The sequence below is a fragment of the Chlamydia sp. 12-01 genome (assembly GCF_042234205.1).
Lineage (GTDB): Bacteria > Chlamydiota > Chlamydiia > Chlamydiales > Chlamydiaceae > Chlamydia.
The window spans coordinates 851,479-874,601 of record NZ_CP114174.1; the positions used below are offsets into that span (position 1 = coordinate 851,479).

The window sequence follows — 23,123 nt, forward strand, 5'->3', positions numbered from 1 at the left end:
CTTATAGTTAATCCCTAGACACGTCAACCATTAGGGAGTAGCAAATCATGAAGAACAAAACACTAAGCGTTTTCTCTTTGGTGAGTTTGATTTGTTCGCCGGGATTTTTATTAGGACATGAGATTTCTCTTCCTACACAACACGAGTATCAAAATCTTTCGGAAAGAGTCCCTGAAGATCCTGCAGGAATTGCTATTCATGATCGTGTACTATTTAAAATTGATGAAGATAACGTTGTCACTACTTTAGATGTTATTCAGAAGTTAAATCTTCTTTTTGCTTCTTCTTATCCACAGCTTATAGATTCTTATCCTGCACGCTCACAATACTACACAGCTATGTGGCCAGTAGTTTTAGAATCTGTGATTGATGAATTTCTCATGGTTGCTGATGCTAAAGCTAAAAAAATCTATGTGGATCCAACTACGGTGAATCAAGAAATCGAAGCGATGTTCGGTAGGGATTTATCTTACTTTTATCTACATTTTGATATGACTCCTGAGGATATATTCAACGTGGTAAATCGTACGTTGGTTGCTCAAAGAGTGATGGGCATGATGGTACGTTCTAAAGTCATGTTAAAAGTTACCCCTGGGAAAATTCGCGAGCATTATGATCAACTAGCTCAGGAAGCCGCAAAGACTACAGTATGGAAATATCGTGTAGTTACAATTAAGGCAGCTACAGAGTCGCTATCAAGTCAGATTGCTGATAAGATATGTGCACGGCTAAACGAAACACAAAGTTGGAATAAAGAGCGTTTATCTGCTCTGGCTCTTTCTCAAGGAGGACAATTCGTCTGTTCCGAAGAGTTCACACGTAATGATAAAGAGCTGTCTGACTCTCATAAAATAGAATTATCTAGTGTGGACTATCCGATAACCATTTGCAGCCAGCCTAAAGCACATAAATCTGGATACAAGCTTTATGTACTTCTTGATAAATCTGCAATGGCAATGCAGTCTTTAGAAGAAATGGAGACACAAATTAAGCAAACCCTATTTATGAGTTATGCTGAGACTATAGAGAGTCAATATAAAACAAAATTACGTGTCCGCTACGGTTTTGACTCTTCTATGATTGCTAAATTGCTTTCTGAAGAAGCTCCGCCTCTATTTTCATTACTTTAGGAGATCACTTGTTACGCAGTTCTCCAGAACAACTTACTAGATTCTTAGCTGAGGTTCATGGTCGTCCTAAAAAAGGCCTGTCTCAAAACTTTTTAATAGATGGGAATATCCTAAGGAAAATTCTTGCTGTTTCCGGTGTAGAGACAGGAGATTGGGTGTTAGAAATAGGACCAGGATTTGGAGCTCTTACTGAAGTGCTAGTAAATCAAGGTGCCCACGTTGTTGCTTTAGAAAAGGATCCTATGTTTGAAGAAACGCTAAAGCAACTTCCTATAGATTTAGAAATTACAGACGCTTGTAAATATCCTTTGGCGCAACTACAGACCAAAGGTTGGCAGGGGAAGGGAAGAGTCGTAGCAAACCTTCCTTATCATATAACGACACCATTATTAACAAAATTATTCTTAGAAATTCCCAACCAATGGAAAACAGTCACGGTGATGATGCAAGATGAAGTTGCCCGCCGTATTACTGCTCAGCCGGGAGGAAAGGAATATGGATCTTTAACTATTTTTTTACAGTTTTTCGCTGATGTGCGCTACGCCTTTAAAGTCAGTCCAGGCTGTTTTCTACCCAAACCTCAGGTGTCCTCAGCAGTTGTTCACATGACGGTAAAAGATACCTTCCCTCTCGAAACTTCTTTTCATACGCAATTCTTTACTTTAACTCGAGCAGCTTTCGGACAAAGAAGAAAGCTTCTAGCTAATGCTCTTAAAGATCTTTATCCTAAAGAACAGGTTTTTGAAGCTCTAAGCCAATTAAATTTTTCTGAAAAAACTCGTCCGGAAACACTCTCTCTTGATGACTATTTAAGACTTTTTCACCTTCTCTCTTCATATCTTTAAATCATTCTGAGACTTTTCTAAGAGAGATTTTTACTTTGTGATTTTAAAATATAAATTAAATGTATGAAATTTTAATTTTATGTATTTATTAATGATTTCTTTTATTTTATAAAGGCGTTTTTTTTAACGAAATAGAAAGCACAATATGGTATTATCTTCTGTCGAGATTAACAGAGAAATAGAGGCTTGACCTCTAAAGTCTTTGTTTTTGGATAAATTTCAATAAATACTCTAGGAATTTCTCATGGAGACTTGGTTATACTATTCCAAAATGCGTACGCAGAGCTACATTCCCTGCCTTCCAATGTTATCCCCGATCATGTTACAAGCAGATCAGTGTCTTCCTACACTGTATTTATCACCTTTTAGTCGTTGCAGCGGGAAAATTACATTTGTAGCATCCGTAATAGGTTAGCATTAGAGAGGTTCTTTAGAAATGATTCCGTAGTCTCTAAACAAAGTGTATTTAGATAATACCTAGTTTATTAGACGAAGACTTTTTTGTACGGAAATTAAAGTGTGTGAGAATACGCTTAACCATGCTCTCAGTATCCAATCCCACTCTTTTTAATAAATTATCTTTATCCCCGTGAGAAAAGATCGCATCGGGAATTCCAAAGTGTAAGACGTCAACTTTAAAACTGTAGGTGGCCAGGAAATCATTAAATTCCGAGGCTAAACCTCCACGAATAGAGTGCTCTTCTATAATGATAACTTTAGAATGATGCATCAATAGGATGCTAAAGAGATTATTATCAAACGGCTTGATGAATATAGGATCAATAACAGTTGCGGAAATCCCGTACGTGAGTAACTGCAATTTTATTGATAATGCCGCATTACACATATGTCCAAGGCCTACAATCAATACGTCTTCCCCCTGACTAAGAATTTCTCCTAATCCAGGATCGCGACGCATATTGACATCTGTAGCTATAGGATCGCCTTGAAGTGCTGCAATATTAGGATAACGGATTGCTGAGGGACGTGTCCATTGTAGCGAGGAGTGAAGGAGTTGTTGGAAAACTATAGCACTTCTTGGCTGACAGATAATCATATTGGGCATAGCACGAAGAAAACTCAAATCATAAATACCATGATGACTACAGCCATCACCATACGCTAGCCCAGCACGGTCTATAGCAAAGATTACCGGCAAATTTTGTAAACATACGTCATGGAACACATTATCCATAGCACGATGTAAGAATGTAGAGTAAATAGAACAAATAACAGGAGCATTAGCTTTCGCAATACCTGCTGAAAATGTCACAGCATGGCCTTCAGCAATACCAACATCAACAAAACGTTCTGGAAACTTCTCTTTAAAAGTTTCTAACCGTGATCCTAAAGACATCGCCGGAGTAATAACATGTAAATTCGGAAAAGCTTCTCCAAGAGTACAGAGTGTTTTTCCAAAGATATCGGGATAGGTAAGCTGTGGTTTAATCGCGGGCAGAAGCTTATCTTCAGCAGCAGCATTAAAATTTGCCTTCACTCCATGGTATTTGGAAGGGTTGTCTTGAGCAATTTCTAAACCCTTACCCTTTTTGGTACAGACATGAATAAGAATAGGGAAAGGTAAATCACGTACCGTCTGAAATAAAGATACTAACTTTTTTATGTTGTGACCATCCACAGGCCCCATATAAGCCAAGTTAAACTGCTCGAAAATAGGAATTGGGCAAAAGAAAGATTTTAAGCAGGTAGAGACTTTATGAGTACGTCTGGCTATGCTATCGCCATAACGTGGGATCTTCATTAACCATTTCTCTACCTTTCTAGAAAGTAAGCTAAACTTAGGATGGTGAATCCATCGAGATAAACTCTTGGACATGACACCCACGTTTTGAGAAATAGACATGTTATTGTCATTTAAAATGACAATAAACTTAGATAGATCAGCATTTATATTATTCAATGCCTCTAAAGTTAATCCGCAGGAAAAAGCTGCGTCACCAAGAATCGGAAGAACGTGAGTTCTAGAATTTTCTGTAGCTTTTGCCATGCCTAAAGCTAATGAAAGAGCGTTACCTGCATGACCTGAAAAGAACAAATCATGAATACTTTCAGAAGGTGAGATAAATCCACTCAAACCATGATCATGGCGAATCCGATCAAATTCCGCAGTATTCCTCCCAGTGAGTAATTTATGAGGATAAGCTTGATGTCCTACATCAAAGATAAATTTATCTTCGGGAGAGGAAAATACATAATGCAAAGCTATGGTTAACTCAATAATACCTAAATTAGAAGCTAAATGTCCTCCAGTCTTTGTGAGAACAGAAATAATTTTATGACGCATTTGCTCAGCTAGGAGAGCAAGCTCAGAAAAAGAAAGCTTTTTTAGATCTTTAGGAGAGGATATCTGACTTAAAATAGAAGAAATGTGAGAAGTCATAGCTTTGTAGTCATAGCAAATGTTTGTAAAACAGGCTGGTCTAACGTATCTTTTAAAATAGCGCCGTTAGTCTGTACGGAAAGAATATAACATTGTTGATCTTTGACTAAGATCTCATTTAAACCCTCATTTATCAAGGAAAACATCTTTTCGTACGTGACTAAGATGTCTTCTAAAGAGTCAAGAGTATCTAAGTAATTTTGTAGAGAACGAAGTTCTTGAGTTATAGAATCTAAATCCTTAAGTAACATCGCTCACTCTACAGTTAATGCACAAAAGATTCTTCTTCAGAAAGAAGAGACCCATTGCGCTTTTCGGATAATTCACGTACGCGTTCTTCTGCTTTATGAATACGAGATTCACAAATACGCATTAGTGCATCTGCCTCTTCATAAAGTTTTAAAGAAGAATCCAAAGATGTTGAAGGTTGGTTCATAAGATCTACGATCTCTTCTAACCTTTCCATAGCCTTTTCAAAGGGAATTTCTTCCATAATTTAGGACTCTTGAGTTTCAAAATTCTGAATATCCGTTACAGTGAGAGTGGCTTCCCCATCCTGCAGTCGTACCCTTACACAACTATGTTTATGTAAGCTTTTTGCGGAGATAATAGCGGAATTTTCATTAAAGTCAAAGAGCATAGCATACCCGCGTTTTAAAACATTTTTAGGATTTAATGAACTCAGCTGTTTAGATGCAGCATGGTACTTTTCTCGATTTCTTTCCACAAGATGGTGTAGGGAAAGTATGAAGGTTTCCCTAGAGCGAAAATAATGTTCCCGATGTTCGTCTACTGTATTAGTGAAAATACTAATCAAACGTTTCCTTAAAAGATTAAGAGTATGTTTTTCTTTAATAAATTGCTGATCTAATTTGATTTTAAAATGTTTTAATAGTGTTTGCTTATGCTCTAGAGATTGATGGAAATATCTTAAGCGTTGAGATAAAGCTCTATGAATCTGTTGCTTCCACGGATCTAGTCTTTGAGAAAACTGCTGTGTATTATGAAAAACAAGATTTTTTTTCATATGTGTGCAGAGATGTTTTAAAGCGAGTAGGCGATTGTGAAAGGCTTGAACAATCATTTTCCAAAGATTTTGGAGTTGGTACGTCATACGTTGTAACACATCACTTTGTAGCCAGCGTGTATATTGCATATAGCGCTGTCTACATTGCGAAAGTTTTGTTTGCACAGACCGTTCTATAGATAAGCAAAGATAATCTAGAGATTGCTGCGCTGAGCGGAAAAAATCTACATGATCTAGATAACGCTTCCATTGCTGAATTTGCTTCATCTTTCCTGAAAGAAGTTGTTGAGAATGTGCATTCAGGTAATGCAAATAACTTTTAAATACTTGGATTTGCTGTTCGCTACTTTGACAGACAATTTCCGCGGCAGCAGAAGGTGTGGGAGCTCGGACATCAGCAGCAAAGTCACAAAGTGTATAATCTGTTTCATGACCTACAGCCGAAATGATAGGGATAGAGCTGGCGTCTATTGCCTTTACAATGATTTCTTCATTGAAGGCCCAGAGATCTTCAATGCTGCCGCCACCGCGTGCTAGAATAAGAACATCAGCCAATTGTTCTTGATTCATAACTTCAATAGCTTGAGAGACCTCTTTGGCTGCAGTTGCTCCTTGAACTGTCACAGGATAAATAAGAAGTTTGTATTGATAACAACGACGAGAAAGAATACGTAAAATATCTTGAATTACTGCGCCTGTGGGGCTGGTAATTACACCAATGCATTTAGGGATATTGGGAAGTGTTTGTTTTTTCTCTATAGCAAAATAGCCTTCAGCGGCGAGGCGTTTCTTAGTCTCCTCAAATTTTTGTAAGAGATCTCCCTCTCCAGCATATACTAGAGCATGGGCTACAATTTGATATTGACCTCGTGGAGCATAAACAGTGAGTTTTCCATGAATGATCACAGAATCACCATCTTTAGGACGACGATCGAAATATTTACTTTTAAAATGGAAAAAAGCCCCATTTAAAAAAGATTTATTATCTTTAATCCCAAAATATAGATGTCCACTAGGCTGTAGCGAGACATTACTTAACTCTCCTTTGACCACGATATGGCAAAAGTTTGACTCAAGAAGATTCTTTATAGATTCTGTAAGAGTTGTTACTGCTTGGGGAGGAGATGAAGTTGTCATACTCTGGAATACTGAGAGGTTTCAAGTTCTATTTATTTTAGAAATAAAGTACCTTCTTAGTAGAAAACTAGCAAGAACGGTGAATCCGTGTCTATAGTGAGATATGAGAATCAAGTAATAAATTGAGGACATAGATGGAACGTAAGAGTTATGTTTTTGGTAATTGGAAAATGTATAAGACAGTTAGAGAAGCTAAAGAGTATATAGCTGTCTTAGGTCCGTTTCTCAAGGAAACAACCCCTGCATCTATAATTGGTATTACTCCGTCATACACGGCATTAAGTGCTTGTAGTGAAGTAATAAAAGATTCTAGCTATCCTATCTGGTTGGGTGCACAAAATGTCCATCAGAATACTTCTGGAGCCTTTACTGGAGAAGTATCCTTACCTATGCTTAAAGAGTTTGATGTGGATTATGTGCTCTTAGGACATTCAGAATGCCGTCACATTTTTCATGAAGAAGATGCTACAATTGCTCTTAAAGTGGGAGCTGCGTCTCGTGAGGGAGTTCTTCCCGTATTATGTATCGGAGAAACTTTAGAAGTTAGAGAAAAAGGTACAACAAAAGATATTCTATCTAATCAGTTAATGCTGGGCCTTGCTCAGCTTCCCGAAACTGCTTCTATAATCATTGCTTATGAGCCTGTGTGGGCGATTGGTACCGGTAAGGTTGCCTCAAGTGCCAATGTGCAAGAAGTTCATGCATTTTGTCGCGAGGTTCTTGCTCAAATTTTCTCTAAAGAGAAAGCAGATACAATTTCTATCCTTTATGGAGGTTCCGTAAAAGCTGATAACGCTGAAGGATTTGCTCGTTGTCCTGATGTGGATGGTTTATTAGTTGGAGGAGCTTCTTTGGATCCTAAAGTCTTTGCTGATGTTATAGGGAATTTTAATCTCTAGGTTTTGTGGGATCAAAAAATTTATTGTTTTTGATGTCGTATTTCATAAAAAATACGTCAAGGTTGTGTCTGAGAATAGTGTTTCAAAGCAATAAAATGTTTTTCAATATGGTGATTAATTTAGTTTTATAAGAGAATGTTGTCTGAGCCTTTTTAGGGATTTTTACAGCTTGTTGAAAAGCCTGTAGGAAAAGAAGATGATAGATTAAAGGGCTAGGAATTCACCCCAAGTAGGTTTGTTGATTTAGGAGAAGCGTCGTGACTGGCTTGTTTTATTCATTTTTATTTATTTTTCTTCTTTTGTGCGTAATTCTTTGTGGATTGATTTTGATTCAAGAAAGCAAGAGTATGGGACTAGGTTCTTCTTTTGGTGTAGATTCTGGAGACTCTGTTTTTGGTGTATCTACTCCGGATATCTTAAAGAAAGTAACCGCTTGGCTTGCCGTAGCTTTTTGTTTTAGCTGCCTACTTCTATCCTTCGCTACAACATATTTAGGAAAAAATTCTCAAGAGCTCCCTGTAAGTGCTCTAGAACAAGTTTCTCCAGACGGAGAACAAGTTCCTAATGAATAACATATTTTATAAAGACAATAGGTCTTTATAGGATGAGTTCTTCATTCTTAGGAAATAAATTTTAAACAGTCATGATCTTATGAAAAAAATCTTTTATATATTTTGTCTCTGTGGTCTACTACCCTTCTCTACAATGTTTTCTGTAGAAGAAGTTCAGGAAGAGATAGAGCATCCTTCACCATTACCTACGATCTGTCCCTTCTATTTAATAGAAGAAGCTAATTAGTAGCTTAATCTGCGGGTGATGAATAATGATTAAAGAATTAGAATATTACGGCAGCCATACGTTACGTAGAAAGGCTGATATAATCCCTGAAATTACTGCTGAGATTCGTCAGTTAGTTCAGGATATGTATGAGACTATGGTGGCTCATAAAGGTGTAGGCTTAGCTGCTCCTCAGGTAGGGCAGAGTGTAAGTCTTTTTGTTATGTGTGTTGAGGGAGAGACAGAAGATGGAGATTTGATCTTTTGTGATTTTCCTAAGGTATACATTAATCCTGTTCTTTCTGACGCTTCTGAAGATCTTGTAATTGGTAGGGAAGGTTGTCTATCCATCCCTGGATTACGTGCGGATGTTTATCGTCCTCGAAGTGTTACTGTAACAGCTCTTAATCTTGATGGTCAGGAATTCATAGAGCGTTTAGAAGGATTTCCAGCACGTATTATCATGCATGAAAATGATCATCTTCATGGTGTTTTATACATTGATAAGATGGAAGATCCTAAAGATCCCAAAAAATTTAAGGCAGCATTAGAAAAGATACGACGTCGTTACAACGCCCATTTAAAAGAAGAAGACCGCGCCTCTTAATTCCCTAAGATTTGTGTTCATCATGTAAAGGATTCCTCAAGTCTTACGAGAATCCTTATCTTTCTTATCCAAGATTATTTATTAAACGGACGTTTAGGTTTATCTAGTTTTAGATAGAAGAAGAAGCGGTTATCCGCTTCTCGTTTTTCATAAACAGAATATAACTGCCAGTGTTCGAAGACTTTTGTTCCTAAAATCATCTGATATTCAAGATAGCTCGGTGTATTTGTTCTATGCCAGCCATACCTTAGTGTTAGATGGTAATTCCAACAGGGATGAGGACGAACAAAAACTTTCCCTAAAATGAGGTTCCTACGATCGGATAGAGGAGAATTAAAAAGTTCTTCAGGAGATCGGCTAACATCTAAGATATAGTTTTCCTTATCGCATTTAAGAAGGCTGTACTTACTTCTATGAAGGAATTCTAAGGTTAAGCCTATATTATCACTGCCTACCCATTGCCAGAGGAGATTCATATGATCCCAGCAATGTTTTTTCCATATCCATTCAGCGTCTAAAGATAAGGTGTTTTTACGGTCTAAAGGTAAGGAAATCGTACACGCTGTTTTTGGGAATGTTGATCTAGCAAATGTATTTTTAAAGATTTGTGTTGTCCAAAGTTTCGCTGATGCTCGAGGAGCACTAGGGGAAACTCTATTCAATATAGAAGATTCTATACCGAATTTACATAAATGTAGTGAGGAGAAGGCATCGTTTATAGAAAAGATATAGTGCTCATGATTTTTCGCTAAAGGATGCGTTGCTGAGGTAAAAGAAACAAACGGTTCTATAATATGTTTCGTATGTAGGTAATTTTTATATGCTGAGAAACGATAATCTAAATTTACCTGCGCAGAAGCTTGGCAATGCCGTAGGGAAGTTTTCGGAACGTTGCTATAGTAAATTGCAGATGCGGATACTGTTGGTGTTAACGTTCCTATAAGCAGAGGAATCGTACGGTAGATTTTAGGAGATGCCGAAGCTCGTAATGAGGAGAAGTTTGATCCTGGAATATTATTGCTGAAGGCAAAATTTAAATACCCACACTCAAATAGGTTCTCAACAAAAATGCCTGTATTTTTAATATTTACAGGATGCTGCTTCAAAGATAAATAGGGGAGCTCTTGATTTACATTCTGGAAAGGATTTACCTTTACAGAAGAAGATAAACTCCCATCAAATAATGTATCTCGCCATGTAAAGCTAACTTGTGTAGGACCCGTGTTCTTTAACGAAAAATTGTTAGGGAAAATATCCGCAACGGTTTCCCAACTATCACTAACATGATATTCTCCTGATAATTTCGCTTGTTTTCTCGATAGAGAAAAGTCCCCATGGAAGCGATAGCGATCTCGAGGTTCTGCCATATCAATTGCCAGGCGATGAGCATAGTAACTTTTCATATTAAAGACATTTTCAGGATTGTCTTTTTGAGAAAAATGCATGTTATAGCCGACACCAATGCCGTGCTTAAAAAAGCTGTCTAAGAAAAAAGTAGATTGGAAATGCTTTTTAGAAATTGGTGAATAGCTAACCCCTAAATATGATCCTAGAAAACCTCCCGTACCTCCACGGAAATTAATCGGAGGTTTAGGGATTTCCATAGGCATAATGGAAAATTGCGGAAGAAAAAGTATAGGCACATTACAAATACTAAATGTTGTTTTCCCTATTGAGAGTACATTATCAGAAGAGTATTCTAGATAATCTCCGGAAAGGCAAATATGTTTTTTAGGGCCTTCGGATGTAGATATGTACCCCTTGTGGATAATCAAAGTTTCTGGGGTCAGTGTCATCATAGACCCTCCTAAAAACCATGGATACATAGCGAATCTACCGTTTGTCAAAAGACATGAATCAGTATCTTCATAATACTCTAGGTAATCACAAACTAATGTCTTTCCTCGATAATTGACCATAACATTGCCGTGGGCAATTAACTTCATCCCACGATCGGGAACATTATCTACATAGGCACGGTTTGCTTGTATACGAAGATTGTTGTGAATATTAAGCACACCATCTTCGATATCTAAAGTTCCTGATAACCCTTTAAAATGGCTAAGATAAGAGACTTTTTTCTTTGCCGCTTCCTTATGCGTTAACGCGTCAGTAGAAGATGAAAATGCCAGGAGGGTAGATACAAGGAAATAAGGGAAATAACGTTTCATATATCTCCCATCATTCTATGATTTTCATCAATAGACCAGCTAGGATGTGACTATTTTTTGCTTTCGTTTGTGTCATAAGCTGGATGAGTAAGCGGATATCTTCATGAGTTTTCGAGGCCACCAGAGTTTCAAGGATATCTAACATAAGCTTAGCTCGTGTCTCTGGAGTAATTTGATAACGGAGATAGGGAGAATCAGGATGTGGTTGTTTATCTTCCGTATCAATAAACAATAAGGTTTCTTGAATGAGATCTTGAGCATAACGATGTAAAGAGAGTTTTTTCTCAGGATCTTTAGTAAGGTTATATAAGGCTAAATCAGCATAAGCACGAATTACAGGTTCTCCAGGAAGCTGAGAAGCTCGTGAAAGAATTTCTAAAGCTTGTTGATGTGAAGAATGCGCTAAAAAGGCTATTGCCTTAGAAGCAAGGGTAGTTTTTTGACTTAACAGTATCTTTTCTATATAGGGAAGATAAGCTTCTTTAGGAAGCTGTAATAGGGAAACAAGAATCTGCTCTTCAGAACTTTGAATTACCGATAAAGCCTTAGCACGTTCTATAGGATTTATAGGGAGGATAATCCCCCGATACTTCCATGCTTGTGTGGCACGTCCTTTAGAAAACGCGGGGATGAGTGCTTGGCTATAGTGGGGTTGTATCAACCATTCTGTAATGTAGTCAAGAAGGTGAGGATGATCACATCCTAAATGTATTAATGCTAAGCCGGCATTTAACTTCGCTTCGCTGTTTTTAGTATTCAAAAATATAGGGAGCACTAGGGGAGTACCCACCTCTTTTGATAATAATCGTGCTGTATATAAAGCGTTCGAACGTTCTTCTTGCACCTGCTTTTCAAAAATAGGAAGAGCATCCTCTTCCTTACCAATAGCAATTAATGCCTGAGCGGCAGCTAAGGATAAATCAGGATCGTTTCTCTCTGATAACTTTTTTATAGCTTGGTAGCTTTGACCATCTTTTAACATACCTAAAGCATAAACAGCAGCTTCACGATCCAAAGGAGAGGTACTTGTTAATAAATTCCGTAATGTGGGGAGAAATCGTTTTTGTTGATATTCGCCAATAAGTAGGGCTGTGTAATTTCTTGTCGTACTTTTCGTAGATGAGAGTAACTGACGTACATACGTATCTGATTCTTCAGTTTCTAATCTTAAGAAAATAGCTGCAGAAAGACATTGGATTTCTTCTGGAAGTTTATGAATGAAAGAATGGAGATAATCGATAACTTTAATATTTTTTAATCCTGCCAAGCGATAGGCAGCTTCTAAACGAATCACAGGATAGGTAGAAGCGAGAGCTTTAAATAAAAGTTCATCAGATGTTTTTCCTAGATGTGAAGATAAAGCGGATAATACTAATAATTGCTGCAGAGGATCTTCTGTTTCCATAGCTTGTGAGAGAATCTCCAAAGCTTCTGAAGAACCTACAATACCCGCACCTATAATTGTACTTTTTCTCACATAAGGATCCTCCGAGCGAAGTCCTTGTCTTAAACAGCGTTCAGAGATTTTTCTTAATAGAGGAAAGTCGTGTTCCCCATGGGTATCTAAAGCTTCTAAATAGGCAACAAGAGCTTGTTCTACAGATTTTTGGCTGGTGTAAAGGATCTTATGACTTACAGGATCAGGGAAATTGCCAAATACTAAACTAGGAAAACTTAATAGTAATCCTAGAGATGCGATTAAACGAGATAATCCCATAAGTTAATATCGAACTCCAACAAGAGATGTTTCAATGTTTTAATAGGAAGACCTTGGACGTTATACGCACAACCCTGGATATTATGAATAATTAATCCCCCACCCTCTTGGATGCTATAGCCTCCACATTTATCCAAAGTAGAAAATGCCTCGACATATTTTCCTAAATATTCTTCGGGAAGTGGAGTGAAAGTCACTTGTGTTGTTTCTTCTCCAGTTACCAATTTCTGATTCTTAAGAAGAGCAATACTAGTGATTACGGAATGTGTTTGACCACTTAATGTTTTCAACATCTCAATAGCCTCATCATAAGAACCCGGCTTATTGAAAATTTTCCCTTTATAGACGACAACAGTATCGGCAGTAAGGATCAAACCTTCAGGATTATAGTCTTTAACTATAGATTCGGCTTTCCCTACGGCTAATTCTCGTGAATACGCAATGGGATCACCTTGATAGGGAATGGTATGTTCGTCAAAGTTTGATGAAATACAAGTAAAAGGGATACGGAAGTATTGTAGAATTGATTTTCTTCGTGGAGAAGAAGAACCTAAGATTAATTGTGGTTCCATACGCCCTCAATAAAATATGTTCTAGACTTCTATATGGCTTAGGCTAGCTTGCTGCTACTTGTATAGTCTGCCATTGTTCCATCAAAGAAAGTAATTTTACCCTTATCGAAAATAAGAAGCTTGGTTGCACACTCTTCGATTAAAGTTCTGTCATGAGAAACAAATATGGATGTCCCTTTATAATCATTAATGGCCCAAGCTAATGCAGAAACAGATTCTAGGTCTAAGTGGTTGTTTGCTTCATCAAGAATAAGTACGTTGTGATTTTCCAACATCATCCCTGCCATCAGCAAACGTGCTGTTTCTCCCCCAGACAATGCCTTGATTTGCTTGAAGGCATCATCACCACCAAACAACATCTTACCTAAAACACTGCGAATCTCTTGATCGTTAATACCTGTTTTGCGGTTGCGCAACCATTCAAAGAGTGTCTCATCTCCACAATCTTTTAAAACATCAGAGTGGTTTTGGGGAAAATAAGAATAAGCAACCTGATGACCAATTTTTATAGATCCTTGAGTAGGATCCTCAACACCAGCTAAAAGCTTCATTAATGTAGTTTTTCCAAGACCATTATTCCCAATAATTCCTAACTTATCTCCTTGATAAATCTCTAAAGAGAAAGGTCGGAATACAGGATCTTCATCATTATAACTTTTGGTGATACCTTCTACAGAAAAGACTACTTTCCCAGAAGCTTTTTCTGATAAGGGAAAACGTATGTAAGGACGCTGAATATTGGATTTCTTTAATTCTTGAGGTTGGAGTTTTTTAATTTCTCTTAAGCGAGATTGCACCTGACTTGCTCGAGAACCTGCTCCAAACTTAGCGACAAACTCTTTAAGCTGGGCAATTTTTTTCTCTTTAGATTTGATATCGGCTTTTTCTTGATCTCTAGAAGCTGTTTTCATCTCTACCATGGCATCGTAATTGCCAGGGTAAATAATGACGGTATCATAATCAATATCAGCAATGTGGGTAGTAATGGTATTTAAAAAGTGTCTGTCATGGCTAACAACAATTACAGTACCATCGTAATCTTTTAAAAAATTTCCTAACCAATTGATCGAATGGATATCTAAGTGGTTTGTAGGTTCATCAAGAAGTAGGGCTTCTGGATGACCAAACAAAGACTGACATAAAAGCACACGGAACTGCAAATCTATAGGAATCGTGGACATTTTATTATTGAATAATTCTTCAGGAATGCCAATACCTGTGAGAAGTTCTTCAGCTTCAGATTCTGCTCGGTAACCGTTTTCCTCGCCGATGATTTCTTCCATCTCGCCAAGTTTGATACCAATAGCATCGGTGAACTCTTCTAAGTATAAGGCATCTCTTTTTTGCAAAGCATCCCATAGACGGGCATTGCCCATAATCACACAATCTATGACAGAAATATCACCAAAGCTGTCAATATTTTGTCGTAAGATACCGACTTTTTTAGGTAAGGAAATTGATCCGCGAGTAGGTTCAACAAAGCCTGTGATAATTTTTAATAACGTAGATTTCCCCGCGCCGTTAGGTCCCGTTAATCCATAACGATTTCCAGGATTGAAGACGACAGAAACGTCGTCGAACAGTACGCGTGTGCCTAAAGTTTTGCCGATTTTATCAAGTACGATGCTCATAGCATCTAGCATAACAAAGAGGGTCTTAGAGCACAAGAGGTTTGCCTAAGGTTTAGCTATGAGGATGAGACTCATCGTGAGTTTGCTTTTTAAGCTTCATAGATACATGAGTATAGATAGTTGTGGTTTCTAAAGAACTATGCCCAAGAAGTGCTTGAATTGTTTTTAAGTCCATACCGTTCTCTAGCCAGTGTGTAGCAATCGTATGACGGATCGTATGAGGAGTGATATTCCCTGATAAGCCTGACTGACGAAGATATTTTTGAAATTTCCTATCAATAGAACGAGTAGTTAATCTTTTCCCGAAACGATTTAAAAAAATTGCTTGAGCATCCTGTTCTATATCAGATCTCTCAGGATGATTTAGGTACTGTTGTAGCCATTGAGCTGCATGAGGAGTAATAGGGACAAGACGTTCTTTTTTCCCTTTCCCTTGGATGCGGATAAGATTAGAATTAAAATCGATATCCCAATGATTGATAGCAACAATTTCGCTAATACGTAATCCTGAGCTATAGAATAGTTCTAATAAGCAACGATCACGAAATCCTGTATATTTCGATAAATCAGGAGTAGCCATGAGGATCTCTACTTGTTCATAGGTAATAGGTGAGGGCAGTTCCTTAGGTAATCTAGGCCCATGAATTGCTTCTGTAGGATCTTCAAGGATGATACGGTTTTTTATACAATATTGTGAAAAACTTTTAATTGCTGAAAGGCGCCGTTTTATCGTGCGTTTTGCTTTATTTTCTTGCATCAACTCTAAAATATAGAGACGTACTAGATCTTTCGTAAATAAAGAAAAGGGAAGCTCAGTTTCTTTTCTTTCTTTGGAAAGTAAGCAGATAGGAGTAGATGGGGAGAGTTTGCTCCGTTTTTCTAAGAAGCTTTTGAAGCTATTTAAATCTATGCAGTAGTTTCTTAAAGTATGAGGAGATGCCGTTTTTATATTTTTTAGATAATCAAGAAAAGCATAAAAAGCTGAAACCATAGTTTTCCCAAGTACTTTTCCAAAGTATCTTCTTATGAAGATTTATTTAGAAGAAGGGTTTTTAGGAAAGGAATAGCTACGGAATTCTTCAGCAGCAGCAACATTAGGGAAAATTGCTCCAGCTTCTAATTCAAACTCTTTGGCATTTAAATAGCGTGCTGAAAAGTGTGTAAGCACGAGTTGTTGGGCTCCAGCAGCTAAAGCTTGCGTAGCTGCTTGTTTTGCTGTCATGTGGTAATGACTTTCTGCTAAATGACGATGCTCTTCAAGATACGTGCTTTCACATAACATGATTCTTGCATCTTTAGCTAAATCTATAACAGATTGACAAGGCAGCGTATCGGCAATAACAGCAACACTATCTCCTTTTCTCACATAGCTTACATCTTTAAGATATACAATGTTTCCATTTACTGTTACTTGATCATTGCGAATGAGATCTTGCATGATGGGCCCGCGCAATCCTGAAGCTTTGATTTTCTCTGGAATAAATTTTATCGTGTCGGGTTCAGTAATTCTCCATCCTAAAGTGTCTACAAGATGATCAAGTTTTCGCGCTTCAATACGAAAATTTCCAAAATCTTCAACAACCCCTTCTTTATCTATAGGATGCTCTATAACGTTAATAGTTTCATGATAAATAGTCCCATAACGTAGTCGATCAAAGTACTTCTTCCCAGAAGCTGGATAGTAGCAATGTATGGGGTGGGTAACCTTATCTAGGTTTAGCCTCATAAGCATGGAGCCTAAACCTAGACAATGATCCCCATGGAAATGGCTGATAAAGATTCTAGAGACTACGGTAGGTGCAATATTAGCAAAAATAAACTGCCTTTGCGTTCCCTCACCGGGATCAAAAAGCAAACCTTCATTATTCCAGCGAAATAGGTAAGCTCCTTGATTTCGCGTTCGCGTAGGTTGTTGACTAGAGCAACCCAAAATAATTAATTCTCTACAGCTCATAAATTTAGGAGAAAAGTTCTGGGGAAAAAAATAGAATAAACTAATCTAGTAAAAATACTCTACTAGAACTTGTCTATAGATAATGCGAATCTTATTTTTAATTTAATCTACACAGTTGTGATAATCTTTATATTTCCTAGGTAGAACAGGTTTAGTTACAGCATGCGGACGCTTGTTGGTTATAGTAGAATCGGAATCTGAGTCAGAATCGAGAGAGGATGTGTTAGAAGAGCAAGTTTTAGGTCGAATCAAGTTTAAGATTGTTGAGGTTTTTCTTCGTGGTTGTGGTGTTTCAGAAGAAGATGTCTTTTGAGTTGCCAACTGTTGAGAACGCATTTTTGAAGTTTTTCGTTGTTTTCGTTGGGTTTTTTCTTCCTGTTCTTGAGCATATTTTTTTTCATCATCTTTGATGATTTCATGAAGTAGACGGTTGTGTCGTGTGTCTAGCTTAGATAAGTCTAAATCTTTAGGACGTACAGGAACAGGAGGTTTTGATAAACAGCTCATAATTACGGGGAATAGTATCATGCCTATAAGAAGCGAGGCTAGAGCTGTAATACCGATATAAATCCCTTCAGGAAAAAATGGTGTAGATAGAAAGCCTCCGATCATGACCACTGTGAGTAGAGCTAAGACGAGCATACAGATCAAAGAGATAAGGCTGCCACCATTCTTACCGTCTACTTTCTTCTCTGGATCTGTTGTTATAACATGATTAGTATGATTTTTTTGGATAGCAACATTGGGAGTTAATCCAGGGAAAGTCATAAAAGTCTACGACACGGGTTTATTTTAAGAATGTGCAGTTTAGGAATTTTGTGAACGTTTGTAAATATACAGTTTTTTTTCTATCAATAATTTAGAACCGTTAGTTTATAAAAAAACGGCTCTAAATTATCTTGTAAGAGTTAATTAATGTGCGGGAAAGCAACTTTGAAAACATCATCATAGTGTGAAACAAAATGAATCTTCAGACCTTTTTTTAGATAGGCAGGAAGTTCTTCATAATCACGACGGTTATCTTCTGGGAAGATTAAGACATTGAGGCGTGATCGACGTGCGGCTATGAGTTTTTCACGAATTCCTCCAACTCCTAACACACGACCTGTTAAGGTAATTTCTCCTGTCATACCTAAGTTTTCTAAAATAGGTGTGTCCAAAAGTAAGGATAGTAAAGATGTTACCATTGTTACACCTGCTGAAGGACCATCTTTAGGTGTTGCTCCTTCAGGAATATGGATATGTACCTGAGATTTAGAAAAGAAGCTATAACCAGGAGCATAGCGTTCTAATGCACTATGAAGATATGTCCAAGCAATCTGAGAGGATTCCTTCATTACATCTCCAGCTTGCCCTGTAAGATGCATATCAGTTTTTATTGAAGGAACCTGAACACTCTCAATATATAAAGTAGCGCCTCCTAGAGATGTCCAAGCTAAACCAGTGGCAACACCTACCGGTGTGTTGTCGTAGAAACGATCACTAGAAAAGATAGGTTTACCTAGATAATCTTGAAGATTCCTTACATTAATTTTGTATTGCGTATGTTTTGGATGTGTCTTTTCCTGATTTTTAACTATTTTAAGTGCAACTTTTCTTAAGACCTTTTTAATATTACCGTTTAATGTACGTACACCCGCTTCTCGAGCATAATTATTAATCATGTGCTTTAAAGCTTCGGGTTGGAATGCGATCTCACGAGCAGTTAACCCCATTTCTTTGCGTGCTCGAGGAACAAGGTATTTCGTTGCTATCTGTAGCTTCTCCTCAAGAATATAACCCGAAAGACGTAGAATTTCCATGCGATCTAAAAGGGGATCAGGGATAGTATCTAATACGTTTGCTGTTAAAATAAATAGAACATTAGATAGGTCTACACGGACATCTAGGTAGTGATCTAGAAAGTCTTTATTTTGTTCCGGATCTAAAACTTCTAATAAAGCTGATGCAGGATCACCATGATAACTCGCACCAATTTTATCAACTTCATCAATCATGATGACGGGATTCATAGCTTGACTTTGTTTCAATGCTTGGACCATTTTTCCTGGCATAGCACCAATATAGGTGCGTCGATGCCCTTTGATCTCGGCTTCATCACGCATTCCGCCTACTGAAAAACGGAAGAATTTGCGATGTAAAACTTTTGCTATACTACGGCCAATACTTGTTTTACCTACTCCTGGAGGGCCTACTAAGCAAATAATACTCCCTTTAAGACCCTTGGATAATTTTCCAACGCTGATGAGTTCTAGAATGCGTTGTTTAATATCTTCTAAACCATAGTGGTCTTTATTGAGAATTACTTCAGCTTTCTTGAGATCGTGATATTCTTTGCTTTGAATTCCCCAAGGAATGATGGTTAGCCAGTCTAGATAGTTACGACATACGGTATATTCTGCTGATGATGTTTCCAAAGTTTGAAGCTTTTCTATCTCATCTTGGATAACTTCCATAGCATAATCAGGGACCTGACGTTTTTTTAATCGGTCCATGAATTTTTCTAAGTCAATAGCTCGATCTTCTTTTTCTAATCCCAGCTCTTTTTTGATCGTTTTTAGCTGTTCCTTTAAAAAGAATTCTTTTTGGCTTTTAGTGATTGTTGCTTCGATCTTTTGATTGATGCTACTTTGTAGGCGGCTAAGATCTAGCTCTTTTTTAAGTAAGATCAAAGCTTTATCAATGCGATCGTGCATATTCGTTGTTTCAAGAACTTCTTGAAGTTCTTCTCTGGTAGCTGTTGTTAGTGCTACAGAAAAATCGGCAAGCTTGCCTGGCTCAGTGAAATCTGAATGTCCAAGAAAGATTTGAAGTTCTTCTTTAAATAAAGGATTAAGTTTTAAAAGATCCTTGATTACAGAAACAATACTAATAGAATACGCTTTTAGCTCTTCAGTTAGTTCTTTATTATCTTTATGATAGGAGACGCGAGCTTTGAGATATTTATCTTTGAGAGGTTCTACAATGCGAATACGTTCTTCTATACTGAGCAATATTTGTGCGCTGCCTCCTTCTATAGGCATGATACGCAAGATACGTGCGGCCACACCTACGCGATAGAGTTGGTTAAAACCAACTTTTAAAATATCAGCATCTTCTTTTTTAGTAAGAACTAACCCTATATATTTTTGTGAGGATTTTGCTAGGAGTTTTAGAACTTCATAATAAGGGCCTGATTCTATAAGAATCGGAGCTGCCATACCTGGGAAAAAAGGACGCTTGTTCAGTGGGAGAATAAATAAATCGGAAGGTAGGGAGCGATCGTCCGATTTTTCTTCGACTTCCTCGGATTCATCTAAAAGTTTTTCTACTTCTTCAGGATTAGGATCCAAGATCTGAGAGTCGTTATTTATTGTAGAGTCCACAATTGTCCTTATACTAAAATCATCGGATACATTTATCTAAGTTGCTCTGATAACTTATTGATGGCAGCACTTTCAACAATAAAGATCCTCTTTTCGACATATTACAAAATAATCGAAATTAGTGCACCTACACAACTACTAGAGAAACAGCAGAGCCAAGGAATAAGAATTAAAAAAGATGAGGGTTTAACGCAAATCGTTTTTCCTGATTTTTAAAAAAAACAATCTTAGAAGGTTTTTACCTATATGTTTCATGTTAAATAATTTCTCATGTTTTTTTATCAGATCTTGATTTAGAATGATTTTCAGATCATCAGGATCATCTTCATTACTAACTGTTTGGAGTATTTGGAATTTATAAAACGTTTTTTAATAATTAAGAAATTTTTTATAGACTCCTTAGTTTATGAAGGGCATTCTGAGCTTTCTTTGCAATAAGAGAGTAGGCGGTCGTTCGATTAAAATAATGACATTTTCTAAATAAAAAAGTTTTTAGAGCAATAAATCCATTTCGGATTTGTTGTGTCTGTACGCTGGGTTTAAGTAATTCTAAATCCTTAGAACTGCTTATTTATTATTTAGTTTTGTTATTTTTTTTGATTAAAAGTTTTTTAGTTGCTATAGTTTACCTGTTCGATTCTAATTTGAATTATGCATTTTCATAGATACGTTATTATTGATACTTCTGGGTATCAACCATTTTTAGCTTATGTAGATCACCAGAAGGTATTAAAACACTGGCATCTACCCGTTGGTCCGGATCAGGGATTGGTTCTAGAATTTATTTTTAAAAATAGTTCTTTATGTTTTCAGGGGATCGGAGTTGCCGCGGGACCAGGAAATTTTTCTGCAACTCGAGTGGGTTTGTCCTTTGCTCAGGGGTTAGCTCTATCTAGAAAGGTACCTATGATAGGTTATAGTTCCTTAGAGGGGTATCTGACTCCTAAAGATAAGGGTAAGGCCCTAATGCTTCCTTTAGGAAAGAAGGGCGGAGTACTAACTCTTAGCTCAGATCTCTCGGAAGATGGGTTTATTTATGAAAAGAACGGGGTTGGTCCCGGAATTTTATTACCCTACGACGAAGCTTCCGAGTATTGTTTAGCAAATAATTGCTATCACGTCATTTCTCCTAATCCACAACTTTTCATTGATAGTTTTTCAAATAGAATCCACATAGAAAAAACAGCGCCTTCCGTAGATCATATTAGGCGGAATGTCGTATCTCAACTTATGCTTTTAGAGTGTAGTCAGCAACTAACTCCAGATTACCGTAGTTGTTCTTGTTTTTTTTAGCTCAAAGATACTTCCGTTGGCAGATGCGATAGGTTAAAATCAATCCTACCACTTTTTCAGTGCGTTGCACGTCAACTAACTCTTGAAGGGTAATAGATCTGATGTTACAATCGAGGCGCCTCTAACATAGCAGAGTGAGACGTATAGCTGTGTTGTGTTAGGCTTAACAGTGATTATTATGCGAAATAAGGTAATGCATGCCCAGTGTTAAAGTTAGAGTTGGTGAGCCTGTAGATCGAGCTCTGAGAATTTTGAAAAAGAAAGTTGACAAAGAAGGGATCTTAAAGGCTGCTAAAGCACACAGGTTTTATGATAAACCTTCAGTAAAGAAGCGAGCTAAATCTAAAGCCGCAGCTAAATACCGCAGTCGTTAGAAAAATATCCCCTCTAGTGGTGTTTGATTTATGGATTACTATGATGTTTTAGGTGTTTCTAAAACTGCCTCTCCCGAGGAAATTAAAAAGTCTTATCGTAAGTTGGCCGTTAAGTATCATCCTGATAAAAACCCAGGGGATGCTGAAGCTGAGAAGCGTTTTAAAGAAGTTTCTGAAGCTTATGAAGTTCTGAGTGATTCTCAAAAGAGAGAATCTTACGATCGTTACGGTAAAGATGGACCTTTTGCTGGAGCCGGTGGTTTCGGTGGTGCGGGTATGGGCAATATGGAAGATGCTCTACGTACCTTTATGGGAGCCTTTGGTGGAGAATTTGGTGGCGGTGGAAGCTTTTTCGAAGGCCTATTTGGTGGTCTTGGAGAAGCTTTTGGAATGCGCGGAGATCCAGCGGGAGCTCGTCAGGGAGCTAGTAAGAAAGTTCATATTACCCTGACATTTGAAGAAGCTGCTCGCGGTGTAGAAAAAGAACTTCTTGTTTCTGGATATAAGACTTGTGAAACTTGTTTAGGTAGTGGTGCTGCCAGTGAGCAGGGAATCAAGTGTTGCGATCGATGCAAAGGTTCTGGGCAGATTGTTCAAAGTCGTGGATTCTTTTCTATGGCATCAACGTGTCCTGAGTGTGGTGGAGAAGGGCGCGTGATAACAGATCCTTGTTCAAACTGTCGAGGACAAGGAAGAGTTAAAGATAAGCGAAACGTTCATGTGCAGATTCCTGCTGGAGTCGATTCTGGCATGCGCTTAAAGATGGAAGGTTACGGAGATGCCGGACAAAATGGTGCTCCCCCTGGAGATCTTTATGTTTTTATTGATGTGGAAACGCACCCTGTTTTTGAACGGCGTGGAGATGACCTGATTTTAGAGTTGCCTATCGGTTTTGTCGATGCAGCTTTAGGAATGAAAAAAGAAATCCCTACACTATTGAAGGAAGGTACGTGTCGCCTTACGGTTCCCGAAGGAATCCAAAGCGGCACGATTCTTAAAATTAAAAATCAGGGATTTCCAAATGTTCATGGTAGAGGACGTGGGGATTTACTCGTTCGAGTTTCTGTAGAGACTCCACAAAATCTATCAGAAGAACAAAAGGAATTACTCCGTAAGTTCGCAACTACGGAAAAGGCAGAAAATTTCCCTAAGAAACGTGGTTTCTTGGATAAAATAAAGGGTTTTTTTTCTGACTTCGCCGTATAGATAAGGGGTAGAGCAGT

22 protein-coding genes are annotated in these 23,123 nt (G+C 37.7%); 10 read left to right on the forward strand and 12 right to left on the reverse strand.

All coding sequences use genetic code 11. The annotated features are described in order from the left end of the window. The first annotated feature begins 47 nt into the window (after positions 1-47). From O1W69_RS03665 to O1W69_RS03675, 3 genes are all read left to right on the forward strand, one after another. Positions 48-1,130, forward strand: coding sequence for a hypothetical protein (locus O1W69_RS03665; protein WP_375793211.1), 1,083 nt, complete (start codon positions 48-50; stop codon positions 1,128-1,130). Between the two features lie 8 nt (positions 1,131-1,138). After that, positions 1,139-1,975 (forward strand): 16S rRNA (adenine(1518)-N(6)/adenine(1519)-N(6))-dimethyltransferase RsmA, encoded by an 837-nt coding sequence (gene rsmA / locus O1W69_RS03670; RefSeq protein ID WP_375793212.1) that lies wholly within the window; start codon positions 1,139-1,141, stop codon positions 1,973-1,975. Between the two features lie 244 nt (positions 1,976-2,219). Next, the gene (locus O1W69_RS03675; protein WP_375793213.1) at positions 2,220-2,390 is read left to right on the forward strand and encodes a hypothetical protein; all 171 of its coding nucleotides are present in this window, start codon (positions 2,220-2,222) and stop codon (positions 2,388-2,390) included. Positions 2,391-2,441: 51 nt separating this feature from the next. On the opposite strand, the gene O1W69_RS03680 is transcribed toward O1W69_RS03675, so the two are convergent. Genes O1W69_RS03680 through xseA form a run of 4 tightly spaced genes read right to left on the reverse strand, consistent with a single transcriptional unit; the run spans position 2,442 to position 6,540 of the window. Then, positions 2,442-4,376, reverse strand: coding sequence for a 1-deoxy-D-xylulose-5-phosphate synthase (locus O1W69_RS03680; RefSeq protein WP_375793214.1), 1,935 nt, complete (start codon positions 4,374-4,376; stop codon positions 2,442-2,444). Beyond that, positions 4,373-4,627, reverse strand: a complete 255-nt coding sequence (locus O1W69_RS03685) for a hypothetical protein (RefSeq protein WP_375793215.1) — start codon at positions 4,625-4,627, stop codon at positions 4,373-4,375. Before O1W69_RS03685 ends, O1W69_RS03680 begins: the two co-directional genes overlap by 4 nt. A 14-nt stretch (positions 4,628-4,641) precedes the next feature. After that, positions 4,642-4,869 carry an exodeoxyribonuclease VII small subunit gene (locus tag O1W69_RS03690; RefSeq protein WP_375793216.1) on the reverse strand — a complete coding sequence of 76 codons (228 nt, stop codon included), beginning with the start codon at positions 4,867-4,869 and terminating at the stop codon, positions 4,642-4,644. Positions 4,870-4,872: 3 nt separating this feature from the next. After that, on the reverse strand, positions 4,873-6,540 hold the full coding sequence (gene xseA / locus O1W69_RS03695) for an exodeoxyribonuclease VII large subunit (protein ID WP_375793217.1): 1,668 nt from the start codon (positions 6,538-6,540) through the stop codon (positions 4,873-4,875). 134 nt (positions 6,541-6,674) lie between these two features. Here xseA and tpiA point away from each other — a divergent pair, with 134 nt between their 5' ends. The 4 genes from tpiA to def all read left to right on the forward strand — a co-directional run bounded on the left by tpiA (position 6,675) and on the right by def (position 8,823). Beyond that, entirely contained in the window at positions 6,675-7,439 is a 765-nt protein-coding gene (gene tpiA, locus O1W69_RS03700) for a triose-phosphate isomerase (RefSeq protein ID WP_375793218.1), read from the forward strand. Positions 7,440-7,696: 257 nt separating this feature from the next. Continuing rightward, the gene (secG, locus tag O1W69_RS03705; RefSeq protein WP_375793219.1) at positions 7,697-8,011 is read left to right on the forward strand and encodes a preprotein translocase subunit SecG; all 315 of its coding nucleotides are present in this window, start codon (positions 7,697-7,699) and stop codon (positions 8,009-8,011) included. Between the two features lie 79 nt (positions 8,012-8,090). Beyond that, positions 8,091-8,237, forward strand: coding sequence for a hypothetical protein (locus O1W69_RS03710; protein WP_375793220.1), 147 nt, complete (start codon positions 8,091-8,093; stop codon positions 8,235-8,237). 25 nt (positions 8,238-8,262) lie between these two features. Continuing rightward, positions 8,263-8,823: a peptide deformylase gene (def, locus tag O1W69_RS03715; RefSeq protein ID WP_375793221.1), complete on the forward strand. Its 561-nt coding sequence runs from the start codon at positions 8,263-8,265 to the stop codon at positions 8,821-8,823. Positions 8,824-8,897: 74 nt separating this feature from the next. Here def and O1W69_RS03720 read toward each other — a convergent pair whose 3' ends face one another. The 8 genes from O1W69_RS03720 to lon form a co-directional block, all read right to left on the reverse strand. Continuing rightward, positions 8,898-10,994 (reverse strand): Organic solvent tolerance protein OstA, encoded by a 2,097-nt coding sequence (locus O1W69_RS03720; protein WP_375793222.1) that lies wholly within the window; start codon positions 10,992-10,994, stop codon positions 8,898-8,900. A gap of 10 nt (positions 10,995-11,004) precedes the next feature. Next, positions 11,005-12,711: a HEAT repeat domain-containing protein gene (locus O1W69_RS03725; protein WP_375793223.1), complete on the reverse strand. Its 1,707-nt coding sequence runs from the start codon at positions 12,709-12,711 to the stop codon at positions 11,005-11,007. Further along, positions 12,693-13,283: a Maf-like protein gene (locus tag O1W69_RS03730; protein WP_375793224.1), complete on the reverse strand. Its 591-nt coding sequence runs from the start codon at positions 13,281-13,283 to the stop codon at positions 12,693-12,695. Before O1W69_RS03730 ends, O1W69_RS03725 begins: the two co-directional genes overlap by 19 nt. Positions 13,284-13,321: 38 nt before the next feature. Further along, a complete protein-coding gene (locus O1W69_RS03735) occupies positions 13,322-14,914 on the reverse strand; it encodes an ABC-F family ATP-binding cassette domain-containing protein (protein ID WP_375793997.1) in 1,593 nt (530 codons plus the stop codon). A 52-nt stretch (positions 14,915-14,966) separates the two neighbouring features. Further along, a complete protein-coding gene (locus O1W69_RS03740; RefSeq protein ID WP_375793225.1) occupies positions 14,967-15,905 on the reverse strand; it encodes a tyrosine recombinase XerC in 939 nt (312 codons plus the stop codon). Positions 15,906-15,947: 42 nt separating this feature from the next. Then, positions 15,948-16,868: a ribonuclease Z gene (locus tag O1W69_RS03745; protein WP_375793226.1), complete on the reverse strand. Its 921-nt coding sequence runs from the start codon at positions 16,866-16,868 to the stop codon at positions 15,948-15,950. 102 nt (positions 16,869-16,970) lie between these two features. Next, positions 16,971-17,636, reverse strand: coding sequence for a hypothetical protein (locus O1W69_RS03750; RefSeq protein WP_375793227.1), 666 nt, complete (start codon positions 17,634-17,636; stop codon positions 16,971-16,973). A 140-nt stretch (positions 17,637-17,776) separates the two neighbouring features. After that, complete coding sequence (gene lon, locus O1W69_RS03755) at positions 17,777-20,233, reverse strand: endopeptidase La (protein ID WP_375793228.1); 2,457 nt, start codon at positions 20,231-20,233, stop codon at positions 17,777-17,779. Between the two features lie 651 nt (positions 20,234-20,884). On the opposite strand from lon, the gene O1W69_RS03760 reads away from it, so the two are divergent. The 3 genes from O1W69_RS03760 (at position 20,885) to dnaJ (ending at position 23,106) form a co-directional block, all read left to right on the forward strand. Beyond that, positions 20,885-21,526 carry a tRNA threonylcarbamoyladenosine biosynthesis protein TsaB gene (locus O1W69_RS03760; protein WP_375793229.1) on the forward strand — a complete coding sequence of 214 codons (642 nt, stop codon included), beginning with the start codon at positions 20,885-20,887 and terminating at the stop codon, positions 21,524-21,526. A 197-nt stretch (positions 21,527-21,723) separates the two neighbouring features. After that, on the forward strand, positions 21,724-21,900 hold the full coding sequence (rpsU, locus tag O1W69_RS03765) for a 30S ribosomal protein S21 (RefSeq protein WP_006343002.1): 177 nt from the start codon (positions 21,724-21,726) through the stop codon (positions 21,898-21,900). Between the two features lie 30 nt (positions 21,901-21,930). Then, positions 21,931-23,106, forward strand: coding sequence for a molecular chaperone DnaJ (gene dnaJ / locus O1W69_RS03770; protein WP_375793230.1), 1,176 nt, complete (start codon positions 21,931-21,933; stop codon positions 23,104-23,106). Positions 23,107-23,123 lie beyond the last annotated feature (17 nt).

What these genes read in the sequence shown, in the direction of transcription:
- O1W69_RS03750 (WP_375793227.1), bottom strand. Translation starts at nt 17,636, where the DNA reads ATGACTTTCCCTGGATTAACTCCCAATGTTGCTATCCAAAAAAATCAT.
- tpiA (WP_375793218.1), top strand. Translation starts at nt 6,675, where the DNA reads ATGGAACGTAAGAGTTATGTTTTTGGTAATTGGAAAATGTATAAGACA.
- O1W69_RS03720 (WP_375793222.1), bottom strand. Translation starts at nt 10,994, where the DNA reads ATGAAACGTTATTTCCCTTATTTCCTTGTATCTACCCTCCTGGCATTT.
- O1W69_RS03740 (WP_375793225.1), bottom strand. Translation starts at nt 15,905, where the DNA reads ATGGTTTCAGCTTTTTATGCTTTTCTTGATTATCTAAAAAATATAAAA.
- xseA (WP_375793217.1), bottom strand. Translation starts at nt 6,540, where the DNA reads ATGACAACTTCATCTCCTCCCCAAGCAGTAACAACTCTTACAGAATCT.
- rpsU (WP_006343002.1), top strand. Translation starts at nt 21,724, where the DNA reads ATGCCCAGTGTTAAAGTTAGAGTTGGTGAGCCTGTAGATCGAGCTCTG.
- dnaJ (WP_375793230.1), top strand. Translation starts at nt 21,931, where the DNA reads ATGGATTACTATGATGTTTTAGGTGTTTCTAAAACTGCCTCTCCCGAG.
- O1W69_RS03730 (WP_375793224.1), bottom strand. Translation starts at nt 13,283, where the DNA reads ATGGAACCACAATTAATCTTAGGTTCTTCTTCTCCACGAAGAAAATCA.
- O1W69_RS03760 (WP_375793229.1), top strand. Translation starts at nt 20,885, where the DNA reads ATGCATTTTCATAGATACGTTATTATTGATACTTCTGGGTATCAACCA.
- O1W69_RS03725 (WP_375793223.1), bottom strand. Translation starts at nt 12,711, where the DNA reads ATGGGATTATCTCGTTTAATCGCATCTCTAGGATTACTATTAAGTTTT.
- O1W69_RS03735 (WP_375793997.1), bottom strand. Translation starts at nt 14,914, where the DNA reads ATGAGCATCGTACTTGATAAAATCGGCAAAACTTTAGGCACACGCGTA.
- O1W69_RS03710 (WP_375793220.1), top strand. Translation starts at nt 8,091, where the DNA reads ATGAAAAAAATCTTTTATATATTTTGTCTCTGTGGTCTACTACCCTTC.
- O1W69_RS03745 (WP_375793226.1), bottom strand. Translation starts at nt 16,868, where the DNA reads ATGAGCTGTAGAGAATTAATTATTTTGGGTTGCTCTAGTCAACAACCT.
- O1W69_RS03675 (WP_375793213.1), top strand. Translation starts at nt 2,220, where the DNA reads ATGGAGACTTGGTTATACTATTCCAAAATGCGTACGCAGAGCTACATT.
- O1W69_RS03680 (WP_375793214.1), bottom strand. Translation starts at nt 4,376, where the DNA reads ATGACTTCTCACATTTCTTCTATTTTAAGTCAGATATCCTCTCCTAAA.
- O1W69_RS03665 (WP_375793211.1), top strand. Translation starts at nt 48, where the DNA reads ATGAAGAACAAAACACTAAGCGTTTTCTCTTTGGTGAGTTTGATTTGT.
- def (WP_375793221.1), top strand. Translation starts at nt 8,263, where the DNA reads ATGATTAAAGAATTAGAATATTACGGCAGCCATACGTTACGTAGAAAG.
- O1W69_RS03690 (WP_375793216.1), bottom strand. Translation starts at nt 4,869, where the DNA reads ATGGAAGAAATTCCCTTTGAAAAGGCTATGGAAAGGTTAGAAGAGATC.
- O1W69_RS03685 (WP_375793215.1), bottom strand. Translation starts at nt 4,627, where the DNA reads ATGTTACTTAAGGATTTAGATTCTATAACTCAAGAACTTCGTTCTCTA.